The organism is Bradyrhizobium sp. B039, from assembly GCF_038965675.1.
In the GTDB taxonomy this organism is placed as follows: domain Bacteria; phylum Pseudomonadota; class Alphaproteobacteria; order Rhizobiales; family Xanthobacteraceae; genus Bradyrhizobium; species Bradyrhizobium diazoefficiens.
In genome coordinates this window covers 4412337-4431653 of record NZ_CP152416.1, presented here as the reverse complement: position 1 = coordinate 4431653, position 19317 = coordinate 4412337, and the positions used below count along the sequence as shown (strand labels likewise).

Genomic DNA, 19317 nt, shown 5'->3' with positions numbered 1-19317 from the left:
CATGGCGCGGGGCTATAGGGCCAGATCCGGTTCCCGTCAAGGTTCAGGCGTCAGATCACGCGCCAGATCCATTCCATGATCTTCGCGATCACGTCGCCGAACAGCAGCAGCGCCGCCGACCAGACCAGCGCCGAGACGAAATTGGCGGCCTGGAAGCTCCAATAGGGCATCTCGAAAATGCCGGCAGCAAGCGGCACGGACGCGCGCAAGGGGCCGAAGAACCGGCCGATGAAGATGCTGGGCACGCCCCAGCTCCGCACGAAGGCCTCGCCCCTGGGCAGAAGTTCCGGAAAGCGCGAGAGCGGCCACATCTGCGCGACATGCTCCTTGTAGCGATAGCCGAACCAGTAGGAGACCCAGTCGCCGAGCGCCGCGCCGAGGCCGCCGGCAATCCACACCGGATAGAAGCTGATGCCGCTGACCCCGATCAGCGCGCCGATCGCCACCAGTGCGCCCCAGGCCGGAATCAGCAGCGAGATGAAGGCGAGCGACTCCCCGAACGCCAGCAGGAACACGATCGGAGCCGCCCAAGCCTCGTGAGCACGCACGAAGTCGGCCAGTGCGTGCGCAAACTGCTCCATGCCAGAATAGCCTTCCCGCCCCGTCTCAAGGTCCTGCTCAGTGAAAAAGACTGGTAAGCCAGGGACTTGTGTGACATCAAGTCACAAAACCCGGCTGAGCGTCGACCTCACCGTCAAATTGCCGGGAACGGAGCGGCCCGCGGCGTAAAATCGCCGGGATTAGCTCCCAATCCCAGCCCCCGCCGGCCCTGCGGTGACCTTTCCAGGCCAGCCGTGTCATAGTCGCCCGAACCGATTCGCCGCCCGCGCGGCCCTCAAAACACATCAAAATTCATGTCCAAGCAGTTGAAACCAAAAGCAAAAGACGACTTTTTCGGCGGCAACGAGCCGAAGCCCCGCGCCGCCGCCAAGGCGTCGCCACGCGCGGGCGGCGCGGAAGCCGACTACACCGCGGCCGACATCGAGGTGCTCGAAGGCCTGGAACCGGTGCGGCGCCGACCCGGCATGTATATCGGCGGAACCGACGAGAAGGCGCTGCATCACCTGTTCGCCGAAGTCATCGACAACTCGATGGACGAGGCGCTCGCAGGGCACGCGACCTTCATCGGCGTCGAGCTCAGCGCGGACGGCTTTCTCACCGTCACCGACAACGGCCGCGGCATCCCGATCGATCCGCATCCGAAGTTTCCGAAGAAGTCGGCGCTCGAAGTCATCATGTGCACACTGCATTCGGGCGGCAAGTTCGACAGCAAGGTCTACGAGACCTCGGGCGGCCTGCACGGCGTCGGCATCTCCGTCGTGAACGCCCTCTCCTCCCTTCTCGAGGTCGAGGTCGCGCGCAGCCAGAAACTCTACCGCATGACGTTCGAGCGCGGGCACCCCAAGGGCAAGCTCGAGGATCTCGGCAAGATCAACAACCGCCGCGGCACGCGCGTGCGCTTCAAGCCCGATACCGACATCTTCGGCGCCAAGGCCGCGTTCAAGCCGCAGCGCCTGTTCAAGATGACGCGTTCAAAGGCCTATCTGTTCGGCGGCGTCGAGATCCGCTGGAACTGCGCGCCCGAACTGCTCAAGGGCATCGACGACGTGCCGGCGGAAGCGACTTTCCACTTCCCCGGCGGCCTGAAGGATTATCTCGCCGCCGCGATCCACGCCGACACGCTGGTGCATCCCGACATCTTCTCCGGCAAGTCGGGCCGCAACGGCGCGCATGGCGCCTGCGAATGGGCGGTCGCCTGGACCGCGGATGCCGACGGCTTCCTCTCGTCCTACACCAACACGGTGCCGACGCCCGATGGCGGCACGCATGAATCCGGCCTGCGGAGCGCGCTGCTGCGCGGCCTGAAGGATCACGCCGAGCGCGTCGGCCAGGGCAAGCGCGCCTCCTCCATCACGTCGGAAGACGTGATGGTGGGTGCGGCGGTGATGCTCTCGGTGTTCGTGCGCGAGCCTGAATTCCAGGGCCAGACCAAGGATCGGCTCGCTACCGCCGAAGCGCAACGCATCGTCGAGCAGGCAATGAAGGATCCGTTCGACCATTGGCTGTCGGGCAATCCGAACCAGGCCAACAAGCTGCTCGACTTCGTGATCGACCGCGCCGAGGAGCGCCTGCGCCGCCGCCAGGAGAAAGAGACCGCGCGGAAAACCGCGGGCAAGAAGCTGCGCCTGCCCGGCAAGCTCGCCGACTGCAGCGACGCCGGCACCGAAGGCTCCGAGCTGTTCATCGTCGAGGGCGACTCGGCCGGCGGCAGCGCCAAGCAGGCACGCGACCGCAAGACCCAGGCCGTGCTGCCGCTGCGCGGCAAGATCCTCAACGTCGCCTCCGCCGGCAAGGACAAGCTGACGGCGAACGCCCAGCTTTCCGACCTCGTGCAGGCGATCGGCTGCGGCACGCTCGCGCAATATCGCGAAGAGGATCTGCGCTATCAGCGCATCATCATCATGACCGACGCCGACGTCGACGGCGCCCATATCGCCTCGCTGCTGATCACCTTCTTCTACCGGCAGATGCCGCGGCTGATCGACGAGGGCCACCTCTTTCTCGCGGTGCCGCCGCTCTACAAGCTCACCCACGGCTCGAAGTCGGTCTACGCCCGCGATGACGCGCACAAGGAGGCGCTGATCAAGAGCGAGTTCAACGCCAACGCCAAGGTCGAGGTGAACCGCTTCAAAGGCCTCGGCGAAATGATGCCGGCGCAGCTCAAGGAGACCACCATGGATCCGGCCAAGCGAACCATGCTGAAGGTGGTCCTGCTGGCGGACGACCGCGACACGACCGCGGATTCGGTCGAGCGTCTGATGGGCACCAAGGCCGAGGCACGGTTTGCCTTCATCTCGGACAAGGCCGAATTCGCGAACGAGGATCTGCTCGACGTCTGAATCCGCGCCCCGACGTCGTATCGCGCGTCCGACAAAGGCCCCGGCATCGTCCGGGGCTTTTTTCGTCAGGCCCAGGCCCTTTCCAGCGACGCCTCGGCCGATTCGGGCGGGCGACTCGCGGGTACCAGGACCGAAGCACACGTTGCCTTCATTTCGGACGACCTTGAATTCGCCAAGGGAAGCGTCGCTGGACATCCGAGCGACATCCTCCGAGGATATTGTAATTCCAAGAGAATTTCGCCTTTATCGCTTTGTCGGCCAAGGTGTGTCTGTCGTACAACTACGGAGGCTTTTCAGGCGATTGTGTCCGCGCAGCAACAGCTTTTCGGCAGGAAGCGGCTATAGTCCGGGCATCAGATGACTCGGACTTCAGTGCGCTCGCGTCTGCCACACAGACCAAAGGTTGGGGATTTCAACATGAAGAAGTTTTTGCTCGCTTTGACCGCCGTGGCGGCGATGACGGGATCGGCCTCGGCGGCCGACCTCGGTGCGCGTCCCTACGTTAAGGCCCCGGCCCCGGCCCCGGTTGCCAGCTGGACCGGCTTCTACATCTTCGGCGGTGCCGGCGGCGGTCTGTGGAATGCCGACAGCAGTGTCCAGACCTTCCCTGGTGCTGTTCTCTCCTCGCGTGACCAGCGGCTGGGCGGCAGCGGCTGGTTCGGAACCGTCGGCCTCGGCTATGACTGGCAGTTCAACGGACGCTGGGTGGCTGGCCTCTTCGCCGACGGTCAGTTCGGCGACATCCGCGGCTCGCTCAGCGATCCCAACTTCGCAACCGAAGGTCGCGAAAAGCTGCGCACCAGCTACGCAGCGGGCGCACGGTTGGGCTACCTGGTCGCTCCGAATGTTCTTTCCTACGTGAATGCTGGTTACTCAGGTTCGGAGTGGTCGGGCACGACCCAGTCGTCCCTGTTCACCCCGTTCGCTGCGGTTGATACCACGAAGTCATTCCGTCGCGACGGCTGGTTCATCGGCGGCGGCGTCGAGAACAATCTCGACCTTTTCGGCATCTCGGCACCGGGCTGGTTCATGAAGACCGAATACCGTTCGGCTTTCTACGATCGCGTGACGCTGCCCCAGACCTTTACCGCTGCCAACGGCGGTGGTCCGACCGGCACCGCCCTCACCTTCAAGCCGTGGGTCCAGACCATCAGCACGTCGCTGGTCTACCGCTTCAACTGGAGCGGCCCGGTCGTCGCCAAGTACTGATCCGAACGCAAGTTCAGACGTCAAAGCCCCGGCATCGTCCGGGGCTTTTTCGTTGCGGGAATGCCCGCGGCCGACGACCGCCTTCAGCGACTTGCAGGCGCAGGCGAGCTGACTTCGATCTCCGCCCGGTCCGTATTGGTGATCGCCCTACCCCGAGCAGCGCGCATCGCCGTGGCTCCCGCTTACGCCGGACGCTTGTGCGAGCGCCGCCGTTGTATCCGAACCGCAGCTACGGTTACTGTGCGCCCAAGTTTTCGTGGCCGCGGCAGTCGTTCATGCCTTAGGCCGCGGCGGAACCAGACCAACGGGGAGGAATGCATGCGCAGATTTCTGCTGATCGCAGGCCTGTTTGTCCTCGCCGTCGGGCTGCTCTGGATCGGACAGGGCACGGGCACCGTTCCCTGGCCGCGATCGAGCTTCATGGTCAACCAGCTGCAATGGGCCGGCTATGGTGCTGCCATGGCCGGGTTCGGGCTGGTCCTGATCTGGCAAAGCAACCAATAGAAGAAACCAGGAAGTGAAAGCATGACATCCAGCCGGTTCGATCTCCGCGGCAAGGTCGCGATCGTCACAGGAGGCAATGGCGGCATCGGGCTCGGCCTGGCGCACGGGCTCGCCGATGCCGGCGCCAATATCGCCGTGGTCGGGCGCAACGAAACCAAGTCGGCCACCGCCGTTGCCGATCTCAGACAGCGCGGCGTGAAGGCAATCGCCGTCACCACCGACGTGACCGACCAGGCGGCGGTCGCAGCCATGGTCGACCGCGTCGTCAAGGAGTTCGGCCGCATCGACATCCTCATCAACAATGCCGGCATGAGCATCCGCAAGCCGCCGCACGAGCTCGAGCTCGACGAGTGGAACAAGGTGATCGACACCAACCTCACCAGCGCCTTCGTGTGCTCGAAGCTGGCCTATCCGGCGCTGAAGGCGTCCGGCAACGGCAAGGTGATCAACATCGGCTCGATGATGTCGATCTTCGGCGCCAGCTTTGCGACGGCCTATGCGGCGAGCAAGGGCGGCATCGTGCAGTACACGCGCGCCTGCGCCAATGCCTGGGCGCCCGACAACATCCAGGTCAACGCCATCCTGCCGGGCTGGATCGACACCGACCTCACCCGCGGCGCGCGGCAGCAGGTGTCGGGCCTGCACGAGCGCGTGCTGGCGCGGACTCCTGCGGGGCGCTGGGGCGAGATCGACGACTTCGCCGGCATCGCGGTGTTCCTCGCCTCACCCGCCTCGAACTTCGTCACGGGTACCGCGATCCCCGTTGACGGCGGGTTCTCGGTGATGGCCTAAAACGCACGCTCGCTGCACGAAAAAAAGAGCCCCGGCAATGCCGGGGCTTTGAATTTGTCGGTGATCGTCTTTTTTGCTGCTTGGTCGTTCGTTGCTCAGTAGCGCGCGATGGCCGGCGCGTCGAACTTGTAGCTCGCGCGCACGACGGCCCACTGGATGTCGCGCGGCTTGGCATCGAAGGTGTAGTTGCCCGCGAGGCCGCCGAGCTGATAGGTCTGGCTGCCGAAGGCCGCGTAGTTGTATTCGAGGCCGACGATCCAGTTGCGGGTGACGCCGTATTCCCAGCCGGCGCCGACGGTCCAGCCATTGGCCCAGTGAGTCTGGCCGCCTGTAGCCGTCACAACCGGGTCGGTGACCGAGAGCCGATTGTTGACGCCCGCGTAGCCGCCCTTGATGTAGAAGAGGTTGTTCTGCACGGCAAAGCCCGCGCGACCGACGACCGTCGTCAGCACATTGGCACGCCAGGAGAACACGTCGTTCGCCGGGGCGAACGCGGTGTTCACGACGGTGCCCTTATTGTCGAGGCCGGAGATGGTGCCTTCCATGCCGAACACATAGTTGTTGGCCTGCCAGTTGTAGCCGATCTGGGCGCCGCCCATGATGCCGGAGCCGCGCTGACGATAACCCTCTCCCGGGAGCAAATCGCCGAACGCCGCGCCCGTCCCGTTGTTGATGAACTGCTCGTTGGTCCAGGCGCCACCGATGTGGCCGCCGACATAGAAACCGGTCCAGTTGAACAGCGGCTCGACATAGGCGGGCGCCTTCGTGTAGCGCGCACCGAGATCGGCGGCGGCAGCGCCGGTCGAAACCAGCGCGGTCGTGCAGGCGAAGGCGGCAATCAATTTGTTACGCATGGTACACCCCGTGTCCTTTGATGGGCGCACGCTCACATGCAGGTCTTACTCAAATTTGAATCAACAAAGTTAAGACGCCGGATTGGCAGGTTGCGGTGCTTGAATCCGTCTGCGCTGTTGCACGCCCGCAACGCGCCGCGCGCGATTTAACGCGAAATTATCCCTACCCGATTACAGCGCTACGATGCCGGCGCGGCCTTGGACTGAACGTGCTCGGGCCGCACGCCGAGCGCGATCAGGCGCGCCGGGATGCCCTGGAGCCATGGCAGCGCGGTGATCAGGCGCACGATCAGCGGCACCTTCAACGGCCGGTCGCCGCCCTGCAGGGCGCCGCTGATGATGTTGTTCTGCACGATCACCTGCATGGCTTGCGTCATCTTCACCGGGAACTCGCGCCGGCGGCGCACGGCGTCGAGCTCATCCTCGGACGGGCAGCCGTGCTGAAGCTTGTCCGCGAGCAGGTTGGCGGTCGCGACCGCATCCTGCACGGCGAGATTGACGCCGACGCCGCCGACCGGCGACATCGCATGCGCGGCGTCGCCGATGAGAAGCAGGCCCGGCCGCGTCCAGCGCGCCAGGCGGTTGATCGCAACGGTGAGCAGCTTGATGTCGTCGAAGCTCTTCACGTCGGCAATGCCGCTTCGGAGGATCGGCGCCATGCGCACGACGTCGTCGAGCAGCGCCTGCAATCCCCTCGCCTTCACCGCATCGTGCTGCCCCTTGGCGATGACGTAGGCGCATTGCCAATAGTCGCCGCGGTCGAAGGTGATCATCATCTTGCCGGGCTCGACGCGCGCGAACACACTTTCCGTCTCGTCCGCCTTGCGGCCGGCGCGAAACCACAGCACGTCCATCGGTGCGCCGATTTCCACGACCTCGAGACCGGCGCGCTCGCGCACCGTCGAATGCCGGCCGTCGCAGGCGATGGTGAGATCCGCCTCGATGTCGATCGGTCCCTCCGGCGTCTTTGCCCGCACGCCGGCGAACGTCTCACCGCGGCGGATCAGGTCGACGGCTTCCGTGTTCATCATCACCCTGAGCGAGGCGAAGCGCTTGCCGGCCTCGCGCAGGAAGTTCAGGAAGTCCCATTGCGGCATGAAGGCGATGAACGGGTACTTCGTGTTCAGCCGGCTCAGATCGGCGATGCGCACCGGCGTACCGCCGAACAGGCCGTCCATCTTCTGCAAGCGCTGGTGCGGCAGCTTCAGGAAACCGTCGATCAGGCCGAGCTCATCCATCACCTGGAGCGTCGATGGATGCACGGTGTCGCCGCGAAAGTCGCGAAAGAAATCCGCATGCTTCTCCAGCACCACGACGTCGATGCCCGCGCGCCCCAGGAGATAGCCGAGCATCATGCCGGCGGGTCCGCCGCCGACGATGCAACACCGGACTTTTACGGAGGAACTCGGGTTCAAGGCCGCCCCTCATTTACGACTTAAGTTTTCTGTGCGGTGCAGCAAGCAAGTTTAATTTGCCGCAGCTGTGAATGCCCGTTAGCGTTGCAACGAATTTCGATTTCTTTCAGGAAATTGCGGTGCGGACTATCCTCATACTGCTCGGCGTCTGGATCCTGATCAACGTGCTTTTCGTCGTGATCATGATCCCGCCGCGGAAGTCGCATCGGCGGCAGACCGGCACGCTTGCGCCGGTGCCCATCGACCAGAACGGCTATCCGTTCGAGGAGCCGGAGAAGCTCCTGCTTCGCCACGTCATCATTTCGATCGCGATGGGCGCGCTCTTCTCGCTCGCTCCCCCCTTGATCGAAGCCGTCGAGTCCATCAAGCGCCGCATCAGGAAGCGCCGCGCGTAGCGGCGGCGGACGCCGCCTGCGCGACACCTCAGTTGTTGCTGCGGTTCGCCGCGCGAAAACTCTTGATCTCCGATACGCTGCCGTCGCGATAGGTCAGCTCCACCGAGACGAACTGCGTGGCCGGAGCGAGCTTCATGTAGAGCGGCATGCCGGCGGTGATCGCGCTGGGGTCGCGCATGTCACACCCCGGCATCTTCAGCACCTGATTGGGTACCGCGGTGTCGATGCCGATGCGCACCTCGCGGATGGCACAGCGGTAGGACACGAGGTGCGTGTAGTAGACGAGCAGCCCGTTGAACTCGCGGAATGACAGCCAGCTCGTCGCGGTCATGTCGAGGATCTTGCGCTGGTCGCGGATCAGCGCGGCCTCGGGATCGAACCTGATCGGGAAAGGGCCCTGCATGTCGCCCGACTGATCGACATAGCGGACCTCGATGGTGCCGGCCTGTGCATCCGGTGGCAATTCGATCGACGGGTTCGGCATCCGCTTGCGCGTGCGCGGATCGAGCGTGTCGATGAATCCGGTCTCGCGGAAATCGCCATTGCCGGCCATGCGCCAGGAAATGCCGAGCGTCGGATCGGCGAAGGAGAACACCACGCTCCAGCCGCCATTGTGGCGCGAGAAGCTCGCGATCGGCGCGTTGGTGGTTTCCTCCTTCTGCACGCGCGGCACCGACACCGGCGGCAGCGCCGCAAGCTTCTGCGCCGGCGGATCGGCCGGCCGCGCAGCCGCGTCTTTCGCGATACCGCTCAAGAAGACGTCGTCGACCATCTGGTCGAAATAGACCGGCACCTGCCTGTGCTTGACGGTGTCGGCCATCTCGCTGACGAGACGGCGGGTGCGCTGCGCCACCTGCACGAGGTTCTCGCCGGGTTGCAGCAGCTCCTTGGCGAAGGTGCGCGTGAACACCGAATTGGGATCGGCGTCGTCGTTGGAGAGGCGATCGAGCGCGGTCTGGCGGGGACCGGCCGAGAACACGGAGAACACGCCTTCGGGCAGCTGCATCATCGGCGCGAGCCCGCCGCCGCCGGCGACCGCGCGGGTCCCTTTGCGCTCGAACGGATTGTTGCGGCAAGCGTCGAACACCAGGATCGAGGTCCGCGCCTTCTTGTTCTGAAGGCGCTCGACGATGCGGTCCGCCAGGATGGAGGCGTCGCGCACCAGCTCTTCCTGCCCTTCCGTCGCCGCCGGCACGTCGGTCGGCAGCAGGTAGTTCTGGCCCGCGATCTCGAAACCGTGGCCGGCATAGAAAAAGAAGGCGGTGTCGCCGGGCTCGATCGCCCGGTCGAACGCGAGCAGCGTCTCGGAGAATTGCTGCCGGCTCTGGTTCTCCGCGACCATCACCGAGAAGCCGAGCTGCTTCAGCGTGTCGCCCATGGTGCGGGCGTCGTTGACCGCCTTGAGCAGTTTCGGGACGTTCCTGTAGTCGTTGTTGCCGACGACGAGCGCGACGCGCTTCTCGGCGCAGGCGGGAAGCGCGAAGCCGCCAAGGCTCGCCGCGAGGCCAAGGGTCGCCAGAATTCTGAAAAGCCGACGCGTCATCGAAAAATTCCCGTTGCAGGACGGCTTACCGCCGGCGCCCCTCGTACAGTCCATTGGCGACCTTCGGCCGTTGTTGTCATAGTCGGTCCAGCCATAGCGGCGGTTCAACCGGCACAGCCACCGGTTCCATCGTCTGGGCCTATGGCAAGAACAGCTGGAATCTGCTTTCTCTTAGGCGCAATTCCGTTCGCGGACGAGGGGCTATCGTGTATCGCTGGTGCACTGACGAGGTCGAGCCGCAGGAGCGCTTCGACTATTGGCGCGAGGTGCGCGCCAAGGGCCTGTTCGGCGTCACCGCCGAGCTCGAGCGCGAACGGCGCGCGGACTTCTTCGGCGAATTCTCGCTGCGCCAGCTCGGCGGTGGCGGTCTCGTCGAGCTGAAGGCCTCGCACTACACGGTCGAGCGCAGCACCTCCGACATCGCCTACACACCCGGCGACAGCATCTGCGTCTATCAGCAGCTCGGCAGCGGCGGCTGGTTCGGCGGCATGCGCGGATCCGACTTCGCGATCGCCAATGGCAGCTTCGCCACCAGCCATACCGACCTGCCCTATCGCACCGCGCCACTCGGCGCCGGGGGCTTCCACCTGCGCATCCTGAAGATCCCGGTGAACCACATCCCGGCGCAGGACAGGCGCATCCGCGAACTCACGCCGAAGACCTTCAATGACCATGCGCTGGCGCCCCTGCTCGCGGCCTGCTTTGCCGATCTCGGCGAGGCCGCCGCTGGCGATGACAGTGCTGCCGATGCGACCTCCCTTGTCCAGACCTCCTTGGTTCAAGCGCTGGCCCATCTGGCGCTGATCGAGCGCGGCATCGTGCGCCCCGGCAGCCGGCTCGGACAGGCTGCGCTGCGGACCGCCCGTCTCTCGCAGGCGCGGCGCCTGATCGCGCGCCAGTTGCAAAACCCGGATCTGGCGCCGGCGATGGTGGCCGATCTGCTCGGCGTTTCCGTGCGCCACCTGCACATGCTGTTCGAGGCCGCCGAGAAGAGCTTTTCGCAGACCGTGACCGACGAGCGCCTGAAGAGAAGCCGCCGCCTGCTGCGCGAGGCGCCGGAGCGGTTGATCGCCGACATCGCGACCTCCTGCGGCTTCGAGAGCCTGGCGACCTATTACCGGGTCTTCAACGCCGCCTATGGCATGGCCCCCGGCGACTTCCGGGCCCGGGTCCCAGAAGGGCATTAGGCGCTCGCTCCGCCCGGCCAACGGCCGAGGCGGAAAACCCCAGCCACGCCCGCTATTTGGGTAAAACCTCAGGGTTTTTAGGGCCTTCCCGCGCCTGCTCCATTGACTTTGGCCAATTCCCGCCTATGTTCCGGTGCGACGCAGCTCGGATCGAAGAGCGATTCCTGAGCCTTGCGCTTTGTTCGCGTGAGTCAGCACCCCCAGCTTCCTAGAGAGCGCGCCGTTTCGGGGTGGAACGCGACCAGCCTTATTACCCTCGATTCCGAACGGCGGTTTCGACCAGAGGCTCAATGTCCTTTTCAAATCTCGGACTATCCGAAAAAGTCCTCGCCGCAGTGGCGGCCACCGGTTACACCACCCCCACCCCCATTCAGGAACAGGCGATCCCTCACGTCCTCGCACGCAAGGACGTCCTCGGCATCGCCCAGACCGGCACCGGCAAGACCGCGGCCTTCGTGCTGCCGATGCTCACCATCCTCGAAAAGGGCAGAGCCCGGGCGCGCATGCCGCGCACCCTGATCCTGGAGCCGACCCGCGAGCTCGCGGCACAGGTCAAAGAGAATTTTGATCGCTACGGCGCCGGCCAGAAGCTCAACGTCGCCCTGCTGATCGGCGGCGTCTCGTTCGGCGACCAGGATGCCAAGCTGACGCGCGGCGTCGACGTGCTGATCGCAACCCCGGGCCGCCTGCTCGACCACACCGAGCGCGGCGGCCTGCTGCTCACCGGCGTGGAACTGCTCGTCATCGACGAAGCCGACCGCATGCTGGACATGGGCTTCATTCCCGACATCGAGCGCATCTGCAAGCTCGTCCCGTTCACGCGGCAGACCCTGTTCTTCACCGCGACCATGCCGCCGGAAATCCGGCGCATCACCGAGACCTTCCTGCACAACCCGCAGAAGGTCGAAGTCTCCAAGCCCGCCACCACCGCCGTCACCGTCACGCAGTCCCAGGTCCCGGCCGGGCGCGAGGCGCATGAAAAGCGCGAACTGCTCCGCCGCCTGCTGCGCGAGGCGAAGGATCTCAAGAACGCGATCATCTTCTGCAATCGCAAGCGCGAAGTTGCGATCGTTCACAAATCGCTCCAGAAGCACGGCTTCAGCGTCGGCGCGCTGCACGGCGACATGGACCAGCCGGCCCGCATGGCCGCACTCGAGCAGTTCCGCAAGGGCGAGCTGCCGTTGCTGGTCGCCTCCGACGTCGCGGCCCGCGGCCTCGACATTCCCGAGGTCAGCCACGTCTTCAATTTCGACGTCCCTCACCATCCCGACGACTACGTCCATCGCGTCGGCCGCACCGGCCGCGCCGGCCGCAGCGGTACGGCGATCTCGATCGTCACACCGCTCGACCAGAAGTCGATGGTTGCGATTGAAAAGCTGATCGGCCAGAGCATTCCGCGCGCTGAAGGCGACTACGAAGTCCACGCAGAAGCCGGCGATGCGACCGACCGTCCGCGCGAGCAGCGCGGCCGCGAACGTTCACGCGGCGGACGCGGCAAGCCGCAACGCGGCCGCGACCGTGAGCGCAGCCACGAGCCGCGCGAGGCGCGTGGCGAGGCGCGGCCTTCAGCCGAAGCACGCCCCGCCCCCGAGGCGAGGCCCGCACGCGAGCCGAGACCTCCGCGCGAAGCCAGGCCATCACCCGAGCCGCGTCACGGCTCGCGCCCGCAGGCCAATGCGTCGCATGTGCCGTCGATCGGCCGTCCCGAACCGCGCCGCCAGCGCGAGGCCGACACCGAGCCGGGCGATCATTCCCACCTTCCGGCGTTTCTGTTGCGCCCGGTCCGCTCCCCCGCCGGCGCCTGAAGCGCGACGCGCTTCAGGCTGGTTGAGACAGAGCGCCGCACACGTTTTCAGACGCATTCGTGAACGTATATTTACGGGTCGTTCACGATCGTCCGTTAGCCTACGAACATAATTTAAGCATTGCTGCGGTCGACGATGCATTGGCCGCCGTGGGGTATGTTCCGTGGTCAAGGTGCTCGACGAACACGAACGCACGATGGCGTTCGCCGAGGTGGCGCTCGGTCAGATCCGATCGCTTCGGCAGACGGCAATTCCCCGCAATTACGAGATCTGGTACGGTTACGCGACCGGCTACAACGCACCGCTCAACAAGATCATCAACGAGACGCTGGCCCGCCACGGCAAGCTGACCGAAGCCGATCTCGAGCAGATCTACGAGACCTATCTCTCCCACATCAAGACCACCGACCGCATCGACAAGGTCGGCGCGCGCGTCATCGGCGAGATCGATGACGTGATGAAGGTTCTCGGCGATGCGCTCGGAATGACCGGCTCCTACGACGCCAGCCTGTCGGGCGCGACAGAACGGCTGTCGTCGGCCAAGAGCCGCGAGCAGATCAAGGCGATCGTCGAGACGCTGGTGCGCTCGACCAGTGAGATGCGCGAGACCAACAGGGCGCTGGAAGACCGGCTGACGCTGTCCAGGAACGAGATCAGCAATCTCCAGCAGAGCCTGGAGGCGATCCGTGCCGAGAGCCTGACCGACCCGCTCACGGGCCTCGGCAACCGCAAATATTTCGATCGCATGATCGGCATGGCGGTACAGAGTGCGCTCGCATCGGGCGAGCCGCTGTCGCTGCTGCTGTTCGACATCGACCACTTCAAGTCGTTCAACGATTCCTACGGCCATCTCACCGGCGACCAGGTGCTGCGCCTGGTCGGCCTGTCCATGAAGCAGACCATCAAGGGCCAGGACATCACCGCGCGCTATGGCGGCGAGGAGTTCGCCGTCCTGCTGCCCAACACCGCGCTGCGCCAGGCCCTCACGGTCGCCGACCACATCCGCCGCGCCGTGATGGCAAAGGAGTTGAAGAAGAAGTCCACCGGCGAGATTCTCGGCCGCGTCACCATCTCCGTCGGCGTCTCCATGCTCAAGCCGGGCGACGACACCGACGCGCTGATCGAACGCGCCGATGCCTGCCTCTACGCCGCCAAGCGCAACGGCCGCAACCGCGTGATCTGCGAAGCGGATCCGGAATTCGCGGTGGAGACGCACAGCCGGGTGGCGTGACGGAAGCACCGCGCCGAACCGCGCGCGCTTGACATTCTTTCCTGACGGGCGACATCTTCCGCGCTGGCTCAACGCGCCTGACGCGAGGACATGTCGCCTTGCCCAACCCTCATGATTTCCACACGCCGCAACCGTCCTACACCAGGGACGAGCTGCTGAGGTCGAGCGAAGGCGGCTATTTCGGTCCGGGCAACGCGCAATTGCCGGCACCGCCGATGCTGATGATGGACCGCATCTCCGAGATCAGCCTGGACGGCGGCGAGTTCGGCAAGGGCCATATCGTCGGCGAGCTCGACATTGTACCGGGCCATTGGTTCTTCGACTGCCACTTTCGCGGCGATCCGCTGATGCCGTCCTCTCTCGGGCTCGACGCCATGTGGCAGATGATCGGCTATTGGCTCGGCTGGTCGGGCTCACCGGGCAAAGGCCGCGCCATCGGCGTCGGCGAGGTGGAATGTACGGGCGAGATCACACCGACCGCGCGACGCGTGCGCTACGAGGTCGCCATGCGCATGGTCCGGCGCGGCAAGCTGGTGCTCGGAATTGCCGACGGCCGGGTGCTTGCCGATGGCGCCTGCGTCTTCACGGCCAAGGACATGCGGGTAGGCCTGACCAAGGCGGTGGAGTGAAGTCCTGTAGGGGTGGGCAAAGGCGCGCAGCGCCGTGCCCACCATGTCTCTCCGCACCAGCACCTCAACGGTGGGCACGCTTCGCTTTGCCTACCCTACGAACCGCTTTCTTGGCTGGCCGCTTCCTCGCAACGGGCTTCTTCGGCGCGACCTTCTTCGACGCCTTCTTGCCCTTGGGCCGCTGCTTCACCTTGGCGCGCTGGGCGGCGGCGAGCGCCGCCCTCGCCCATTGCGCAAGCTCCTGGGAATCGTCGAACAAGCGCGCGGGCAGCTCCCAGTAGGAGTTGACCGTCACGGTCTTGGCGCGGGTCGAGTACTGGAACGGCTTTGAGCCTTCTGTCTCGAAGTCCGGGATGGTCAATTCGTCGGCACGCAAGAACAGGCCCGCGCGCAGGGCGAGCGCGAAGTTGGTACCGTCGGCGGAGATGCCGTAGCCGGAGAACATCTTGCGGATGGTGACAGGGCCGAAATCGGCGAACAGGTCGATCAGGAATTCGCGGTCCATGGCCCCCCTCTCCTCATCGTCGTCCTGGCCTAGCGCGCAATTGCGCACGGGAGCCAGGACCCATTACCCAAGGAGGAGTTTAGCGAAGACTCGAAGTCACGCTACGCGGCACCGGCACTTCCCACAATCGAGAGATCACGCGGTATGGGTCCTGGCTTTCGCCAGGACGACGGCGGAGTGAAACGAGAGAGCCGGGCCTACCCGTCGATCTTGGCCGGCCGCAGCTCGACCGATTCGCCGCAGCCGCAGGCGGAGACCTGGTTGGGGTTGTTGAAGACGAACTGGGCCTGCATCTTGTCGGCCTTGTAGTCCATCTCGGTGCCGAGCAGGAACAGCACGGCCTTGGGATCGACCAGGATCTTGACGCCCTTGTCCTCGACGACCTCATCGGTCGGGCGGACATCATGGGCGTACTCGACGGTGTAGGACTGACCGGCGCAGCCGCCGTTCTTCACACCGACGCGCAGGCCGACGATCTCGGAATCGGCGCGCTGGGTCAGCTCGCTGATGCGCTGGGCGGCGGCATCCGTCAGCCGCATCACCTGCGGGCGCGGCCGCCGCGGCTTCGGAGTGGAGGATGCTGGTGTTGCCTGTGTCATGTCAGTGATGTGGTCCGTTGCGGAGCAAATTCAATGCCAGGAATGAAAAGCAGAACGTACGCGTCACCACATGTTGAGCACGAGGCGGGCCTCGTCGCTCATGCGTTCGGGCGTCCACGGCGGCTCCCAGACGACCTTGACGTCGACCACGCCGACGCCGGGGACGCTGGCGACGGCGTTTTCGACCATGGTCGGCAGCTCGCCGGCGGCCGGGCAGTTCGGCGTCGTCAGCGTCATCTGCACGTCGACGGAGCGGTCGTCCTTGATCTCGACCTTGTAGATCAGGCCGAGCTCGTAGATGTCGGCCGGAATCTCCGGATCGAACACGGTCTTGAGGCCCGCGATGATCTCGGTGGTCAGCCGCTCGGTTTCCTCCGGCGGCAGCGCCGACCGGGTTTCCATCGGATTGGCTTTGATTTCGGCCGTGTCACTCATGCGAACAAATCCCGCGCCTTCAAAAGCGCCTGTGCCAGATGATCGACTTCTTCCCGCGTATTATACATGCCGAACGAGGCCCGGCATGTAGCCGTCACGTTGAACCGCTCTAAAAGCGGCATCACGCAATGGGTGCCGGCGCGCACCGCGATGCCCTGGCGGTCGATCACGGTGGCGACGTCGTGGGCATGCGCGCCCTTGAGCTCGAAGGAGATCACCGGGCCCTTGCCGCGGGCGGTGCCGATCAGCCGCAGCGAGTTGATCTCGCGCAGCTTCTCCTGGGCGTAGGTGACGAGATCGTGCTCGTGCGCGGCGATGCGCTCCTTGCCGATCGAATTGACGTAGTCGATCGCGGCGCCAAGGCCGACGGCCTCGACGATCGCGGGTGTGCCGGCCTCGAACTTGTGCGGGGGATCGCCGTAGGTGACGACATCGCGCGAGACCTCGCGGATCATCTCGCCGCCGCCGTTATAGGGGCGCATCGCGACGAGATGGTCGTACTTGGCCCAGAGCACGCCGATGCCGGTCGGGCCGTAGACCTTGTGGCCGGTGAAGACGTAGAAGTCGCAGCCGAGATCCTGGACATCGACGGGCATATGCACCGCGCCCTGGCTGCCGTCGACCAGCACGGGGATGCCGCGGGCGTGGGCGATCTTCACGACGTCCTTGATCGGGACGATGGTACCGAGCGCGTTCGACATCTGCGTGATCGCAACCAGCTTGGTCTTCGCCGTCAGGAGCTTCTCGAACTCCTCGATGAGGAAATTGCCCTCGTCGTCGACCGGCGACCATTTGATCACCGCGCCCTGTCTTTCCCTGAGGAAATGCCAGGGCACGATGTTGGAGTGGTGCTCCATGATCGAGATGACGATCTCGTCGCCCTCTTTGATGTTCGGCCCGCCCCAGGACGAGGCGACCAGGTTGATGGCCTCCGTCGCGTTGCGGGTGAAGATCACCTCTTCGGTGCGGCCGGCGTTGATGAACTGCGCGACCTTGGTGCGGCCGCCCTCATAGGCTTCGGTCGCGGCGTTGGCGAGGTAATGCAGGCCGCGATGCACGTTGGCGTATTCGCTCGTATAGGCCTGCGTCATGCGGTCGAGCACGACTTGCGGCTTCTGCGCGGAGGCGGCGTTGTCGAGATAGACCAGCGGTTTGCCGTAGACCTGCATGGCCAGCGCCGGGAAATCCTGGCGGACGCGGGCGACGTCGTAGGAGCCGTTCCTGACTGCCGGATGCGTGCTCATGACCGCCGCTCCAGCCAGCGCTCGGCAATGCCGATCACGTGCTCGCGCAAGCCGTCATCGGCGATCTGCTCGATCGCCTCGCCCACGAAGGCCTGGATCAGCAGCGCCTGGGCCTGCTTCTCAGGCAGGCCGCGCGCCTTCAGATAGAACAGCAGGCTGTCGTCCAGCGCGCCGGCGGTGGCGCCGTGGCCGCAGGAGACGTCGTCGGCAAAGATCTCGAGCTCGGGCTTGTTGTCGGCCTCGGCTTCGTCCGAGAGCAGCAGCGCCCGCGTCATCATCTTGCCGTCGGTCTTCTGCGCATCGGGACGGACGATGATGCGGCCCTGGAACACCGAATGGGCGCGGTCGTCGATCACGGCGCGGAAGATCTCGCGGCTGACGCAATTCGGCACGGCATGGTCCACCACCAGCGTGGTGTCGCCATGCTCGGTCTTCTGCAACAGGTTCACGCCATTGATCGCGAGATCGCTGCCCTCGCCCGCCAGCGTGATGAAGCCCTGGAGGCGGCTGACGGCGGCGCCGCTGGTCATGTTGAAGAAATTGACCTTGGTGTTGGCGCCGACGGTGACGAATTGCGAGGTGATGTTCACCGCGTCAGGCGCGTCGTCCATCAGGCGGATATGCGCGACGTCGGCGTTGTCGCCGATCGTCACGATCACGGCGTCGCTGACCTGGTAGGCCTTTGCACCGGCCGCAACGAAGCTTTCGATGATGGTGGCGCGCGCGCCATTCCCGACCGCGACCTGCGAGCGGGTGAAGGCCGAAGCGGAAGCCGCGGTCGCGATATGAATGATCTGGATCGGCGCGGACAGCTGCGCGCCATCGGCAATCGACAGCACGACGCCGTCGGTCGCCAGCGCCGCGTTCAGTGCGATCACGGCGTCGATGGACGCCGTCATCAGGAGAGCGGCATCCTTCTCCAGCGTCTCCCGGAGCGTCTTGAAGCCTACCTCGGAGGCAAGCGCCTTGACGTCGGAAAGGTCGGCCGCGAACACGCCATCGACCAGCACCAGCTTGCGCGCGCCTTCGATCGCGTGCGCCTTCACGGCGTCCGCAGCGCGCTTCAGCGCGGCCGCATCGGGCGCTGCCGCAAGCGGCAGCACCTCGCCGACCAGCGCGCGCAGGTCGGTGTATTTCCATTCCTCGATCCGGCGGTGCGGCAGGCCGAGACGCTCATAGGTCTCGAACGCCTCGCGGCGCACCGCTACAACCGCCGGCGAACCCGGCAGGCGGCCTTCGGCGCTGGCGAAGAGATCGCTCACCGCGCGGCCGTTTCCGGTCTTTGCCACAGCAACGTTCATCTCCAACAATCCTTACGCGTCCTCGAACTGGGCGTAGCCGGAATCTTCCAGCTCCAGCGCCAGCTCCTTGCCGCCGCTCTTCACGACGCGGCCCTTCGACATCACGTGCACGAAATCAGGCACGATGTAGTTCAGCAGCCGCTGATAATGGGTGATGACGACCATCGCGCGCTTGGGCGCGCGCAGCGCGTTGACGCCGTCGGCCGCAATCCGCAGCGCGTCGATGTCGAGGCCGGAATCCATCTCGTCGAGAATGCACAGGCTCGGCTCGAACAGCGCCATCTGAAGCACCTCGTTGCGCTTCTTCTCGCCGCCGGAGAAGCCGACATTGACGCCGCGCTTGAGCATGTCCTGCGGGATGTTCAGCGACTTCGAGACTTCGCGGACCTTCTTCAGGAAGTCCGGGGTCGAATATTCGCTCTCGCCGCGCGCCTTGCGCTGCGCGTTCAGCGCGGTGCGCAGGAAGGTCATGGTGGCGACGCCGGGGATTTCCACCGGATACTGGAACGCCAGGAACACGCCCTTCGCGGCGCGCTCGTCCGGGGCCATCTCCAGGAGGTCCTCGCCCTTGAACAGGATCTGGCCGCCGGTGACTTCATAACCGGGCTTGCCGGCGATGACGTGGGAGAGCGTCGACTTGCCGGAGCCGTTCGGCCCCATGATCGCGTGCACCTCGCCTTCGTTCACGGTCAGCGTCAGCCCGTGGAGGATCTCACGCTCCTCGACACGAACCTGCAGGTCTTTCACTTCAAGCAAAGCCATTTTGGTG

19 protein-coding genes are annotated in these 19317 nt (G+C 65.1%); 9 read left to right on the top strand and 10 right to left on the bottom strand.

The window, feature by feature from the left end; translation table 11 throughout:
* Nucleotides 1-50: 50 nt before the first annotated feature.
* Nucleotides 51-581, bottom strand: coding sequence for a DedA family protein (locus AAFG50_RS20625; RefSeq protein WP_028171278.1), 531 nt, complete (start codon nucleotides 579-581; stop codon nucleotides 51-53).
* Between the two features lie 273 nt (nucleotides 582-854).
* Between AAFG50_RS20625 and parE the strand changes: the two genes are divergently transcribed.
* The 4 genes from parE (at nucleotide 855) to AAFG50_RS20605 (ending at nucleotide 5405) form a co-directional block, all read left to right on the top strand.
* Nucleotides 855-2900: a DNA topoisomerase IV subunit B gene (gene parE, locus AAFG50_RS20620; RefSeq protein WP_011087127.1), complete on the top strand. Its 2046-nt coding sequence runs from the start codon at nucleotides 855-857 to the stop codon at nucleotides 2898-2900.
* 417 nt (nucleotides 2901-3317) lie between these two features.
* Nucleotides 3318-4109: a porin family protein gene (locus AAFG50_RS20615; RefSeq protein ID WP_028171277.1), complete on the top strand. Its 792-nt coding sequence runs from the start codon at nucleotides 3318-3320 to the stop codon at nucleotides 4107-4109.
* 318 nt (nucleotides 4110-4427) lie between these two features.
* Nucleotides 4428-4613 carry a hypothetical protein gene (locus AAFG50_RS20610; RefSeq protein ID WP_027542625.1) on the top strand — a complete coding sequence of 62 codons (186 nt, stop codon included), beginning with the start codon at nucleotides 4428-4430 and terminating at the stop codon, nucleotides 4611-4613.
* A gap of 21 nt (nucleotides 4614-4634) precedes the next feature.
* A complete protein-coding gene (locus tag AAFG50_RS20605; RefSeq protein WP_028171276.1) occupies nucleotides 4635-5405 on the top strand; it encodes a glucose 1-dehydrogenase in 771 nt (256 codons plus the stop codon).
* Between the two features lie 95 nt (nucleotides 5406-5500).
* On the opposite strand, the gene AAFG50_RS20600 is transcribed toward AAFG50_RS20605, so the two are convergent.
* Together AAFG50_RS20600 and AAFG50_RS20595 are read right to left on the bottom strand one after the other, a co-directional pair.
* Nucleotides 5501-6259 carry an outer membrane beta-barrel protein gene (locus tag AAFG50_RS20600; protein ID WP_028171275.1) on the bottom strand — a complete coding sequence of 253 codons (759 nt, stop codon included), beginning with the start codon at nucleotides 6257-6259 and terminating at the stop codon, nucleotides 5501-5503.
* 179 nt (nucleotides 6260-6438) lie between these two features.
* Nucleotides 6439-7614: an FAD-dependent oxidoreductase gene (locus tag AAFG50_RS20595; RefSeq protein ID WP_011087123.1), complete on the bottom strand. Its 1176-nt coding sequence runs from the start codon at nucleotides 7612-7614 to the stop codon at nucleotides 6439-6441.
* 179 nt (nucleotides 7615-7793) lie between these two features.
* Here AAFG50_RS20595 and AAFG50_RS20590 point away from each other — a divergent pair, with 179 nt between their 5' ends.
* Entirely contained in the window at nucleotides 7794-8069 is a 276-nt protein-coding gene (locus tag AAFG50_RS20590) for a hypothetical protein (RefSeq protein WP_028171274.1), read from the top strand.
* Nucleotides 8070-8097: 28 nt separating this feature from the next.
* Here AAFG50_RS20590 and AAFG50_RS20585 read toward each other — a convergent pair whose 3' ends face one another.
* The gene (locus AAFG50_RS20585; RefSeq protein WP_028171273.1) at nucleotides 8098-9612 is read right to left on the bottom strand and encodes a caspase family protein; all 1515 of its coding nucleotides are present in this window, start codon (nucleotides 9610-9612) and stop codon (nucleotides 8098-8100) included.
* A 206-nt stretch (nucleotides 9613-9818) separates the two neighbouring features.
* On the opposite strand from AAFG50_RS20585, the gene AAFG50_RS20580 reads away from it, so the two are divergent.
* From AAFG50_RS20580 to fabA, 4 genes are all read left to right on the top strand, one after another.
* Complete coding sequence (locus tag AAFG50_RS20580; RefSeq protein ID WP_028171272.1) at nucleotides 9819-10799, top strand: helix-turn-helix domain-containing protein; 981 nt, start codon at nucleotides 9819-9821, stop codon at nucleotides 10797-10799.
* A 290-nt stretch (nucleotides 10800-11089) separates the two neighbouring features.
* Nucleotides 11090-12604, top strand: coding sequence for a DEAD/DEAH box helicase (locus tag AAFG50_RS20575; RefSeq protein ID WP_028171271.1), 1515 nt, complete (start codon nucleotides 11090-11092; stop codon nucleotides 12602-12604).
* A 163-nt stretch (nucleotides 12605-12767) separates the two neighbouring features.
* Nucleotides 12768-13835, top strand: a complete 1068-nt coding sequence (locus AAFG50_RS20570) for a GGDEF domain-containing protein (protein WP_028171270.1) — start codon at nucleotides 12768-12770, stop codon at nucleotides 13833-13835.
* A gap of 98 nt (nucleotides 13836-13933) precedes the next feature.
* A complete protein-coding gene (fabA, locus tag AAFG50_RS20565; RefSeq protein WP_028171269.1) occupies nucleotides 13934-14464 on the top strand; it encodes a bifunctional 3-hydroxydecanoyl-ACP dehydratase/trans-2-decenoyl-ACP isomerase in 531 nt (176 codons plus the stop codon).
* A gap of 64 nt (nucleotides 14465-14528) precedes the next feature.
* On the opposite strand, the gene AAFG50_RS20560 is transcribed toward fabA, so the two are convergent.
* The 6 genes from AAFG50_RS20560 to sufC all read right to left on the bottom strand — a co-directional run bounded on the left by AAFG50_RS20560 (nucleotide 14529) and on the right by sufC (nucleotide 19310).
* A complete protein-coding gene (locus tag AAFG50_RS20560; protein WP_028171268.1) occupies nucleotides 14529-14969 on the bottom strand; it encodes a TfoX/Sxy family protein in 441 nt (146 codons plus the stop codon).
* Nucleotides 14970-15166: 197 nt separating this feature from the next.
* Nucleotides 15167-15568: an iron-sulfur cluster assembly accessory protein gene (locus AAFG50_RS20555; RefSeq protein ID WP_171463761.1), complete on the bottom strand. Its 402-nt coding sequence runs from the start codon at nucleotides 15566-15568 to the stop codon at nucleotides 15167-15169.
* Between the two features lie 63 nt (nucleotides 15569-15631).
* Nucleotides 15632-16003, bottom strand: coding sequence for an SUF system Fe-S cluster assembly protein (locus AAFG50_RS20550; protein ID WP_011087115.1), 372 nt, complete (start codon nucleotides 16001-16003; stop codon nucleotides 15632-15634).
* Nucleotides 16000-17247: a cysteine desulfurase gene (locus AAFG50_RS20545; protein WP_011087114.1), complete on the bottom strand. Its 1248-nt coding sequence runs from the start codon at nucleotides 17245-17247 to the stop codon at nucleotides 16000-16002. The genes AAFG50_RS20550 and AAFG50_RS20545 overlap by 4 nt, the downstream gene beginning before the upstream one ends.
* Nucleotides 17244-18548 carry a Fe-S cluster assembly protein SufD gene (sufD, locus tag AAFG50_RS20540; RefSeq protein ID WP_028171267.1) on the bottom strand — a complete coding sequence of 435 codons (1305 nt, stop codon included), beginning with the start codon at nucleotides 18546-18548 and terminating at the stop codon, nucleotides 17244-17246. The genes AAFG50_RS20545 and sufD overlap by 4 nt, the downstream gene beginning before the upstream one ends.
* 12 nt (nucleotides 18549-18560) lie before the next feature.
* Nucleotides 18561-19310: a Fe-S cluster assembly ATPase SufC gene (gene sufC, locus AAFG50_RS20535; protein ID WP_028171266.1), complete on the bottom strand. Its 750-nt coding sequence runs from the start codon at nucleotides 19308-19310 to the stop codon at nucleotides 18561-18563.
* Nucleotides 19311-19317 lie beyond the last annotated feature (7 nt).

Coding starts and splice junctions, on each gene's coding strand:
- AAFG50_RS20625 (WP_028171278.1), bottom strand. CDS start 581: ATGGAGCAGTTTGCGCACGCACTGGCCGACTTCGTGCGTGCTCACGAG.
- parE (WP_011087127.1), top strand. CDS start 855: ATGTCCAAGCAGTTGAAACCAAAAGCAAAAGACGACTTTTTCGGCGGC.
- AAFG50_RS20615 (WP_028171277.1), top strand. CDS start 3,318: ATGAAGAAGTTTTTGCTCGCTTTGACCGCCGTGGCGGCGATGACGGGA.
- AAFG50_RS20610 (WP_027542625.1), top strand. CDS start 4,428: ATGCGCAGATTTCTGCTGATCGCAGGCCTGTTTGTCCTCGCCGTCGGG.
- AAFG50_RS20605 (WP_028171276.1), top strand. CDS start 4,635: ATGACATCCAGCCGGTTCGATCTCCGCGGCAAGGTCGCGATCGTCACA.
- AAFG50_RS20600 (WP_028171275.1), bottom strand. CDS start 6,259: ATGCGTAACAAATTGATTGCCGCCTTCGCCTGCACGACCGCGCTGGTT.
- AAFG50_RS20595 (WP_011087123.1), bottom strand. CDS start 7,614: ATGATGCTCGGCTATCTCCTGGGGCGCGCGGGCATCGACGTCGTGGTG.
- AAFG50_RS20585 (WP_028171273.1), bottom strand. CDS start 9,612: ATGACGCGTCGGCTTTTCAGAATTCTGGCGACCCTTGGCCTCGCGGCG.
- AAFG50_RS20575 (WP_028171271.1), top strand. CDS start 11,090: ATGTCCTTTTCAAATCTCGGACTATCCGAAAAAGTCCTCGCCGCAGTG.
- AAFG50_RS20560 (WP_028171268.1), bottom strand. CDS start 14,969: ATGGACCGCGAATTCCTGATCGACCTGTTCGCCGATTTCGGCCCTGTC.
- AAFG50_RS20555 (WP_171463761.1), bottom strand. CDS start 15,568: ATGACACAGGCAACACCAGCATCCTCCACTCCGAAGCCGCGGCGGCCG.
- AAFG50_RS20550 (WP_011087115.1), bottom strand. CDS start 16,003: ATGAGTGACACGGCCGAAATCAAAGCCAATCCGATGGAAACCCGGTCG.
- AAFG50_RS20545 (WP_011087114.1), bottom strand. CDS start 17,247: ATGAGCACGCATCCGGCAGTCAGGAACGGCTCCTACGACGTCGCCCGC.
- sufD (WP_028171267.1), bottom strand. CDS start 18,548: ATGAACGTTGCTGTGGCAAAGACCGGAAACGGCCGCGCGGTGAGCGAT.
- sufC (WP_028171266.1), bottom strand. CDS start 19,310: ATGGCTTTGCTTGAAGTGAAAGACCTGCAGGTTCGTGTCGAGGAGCGT.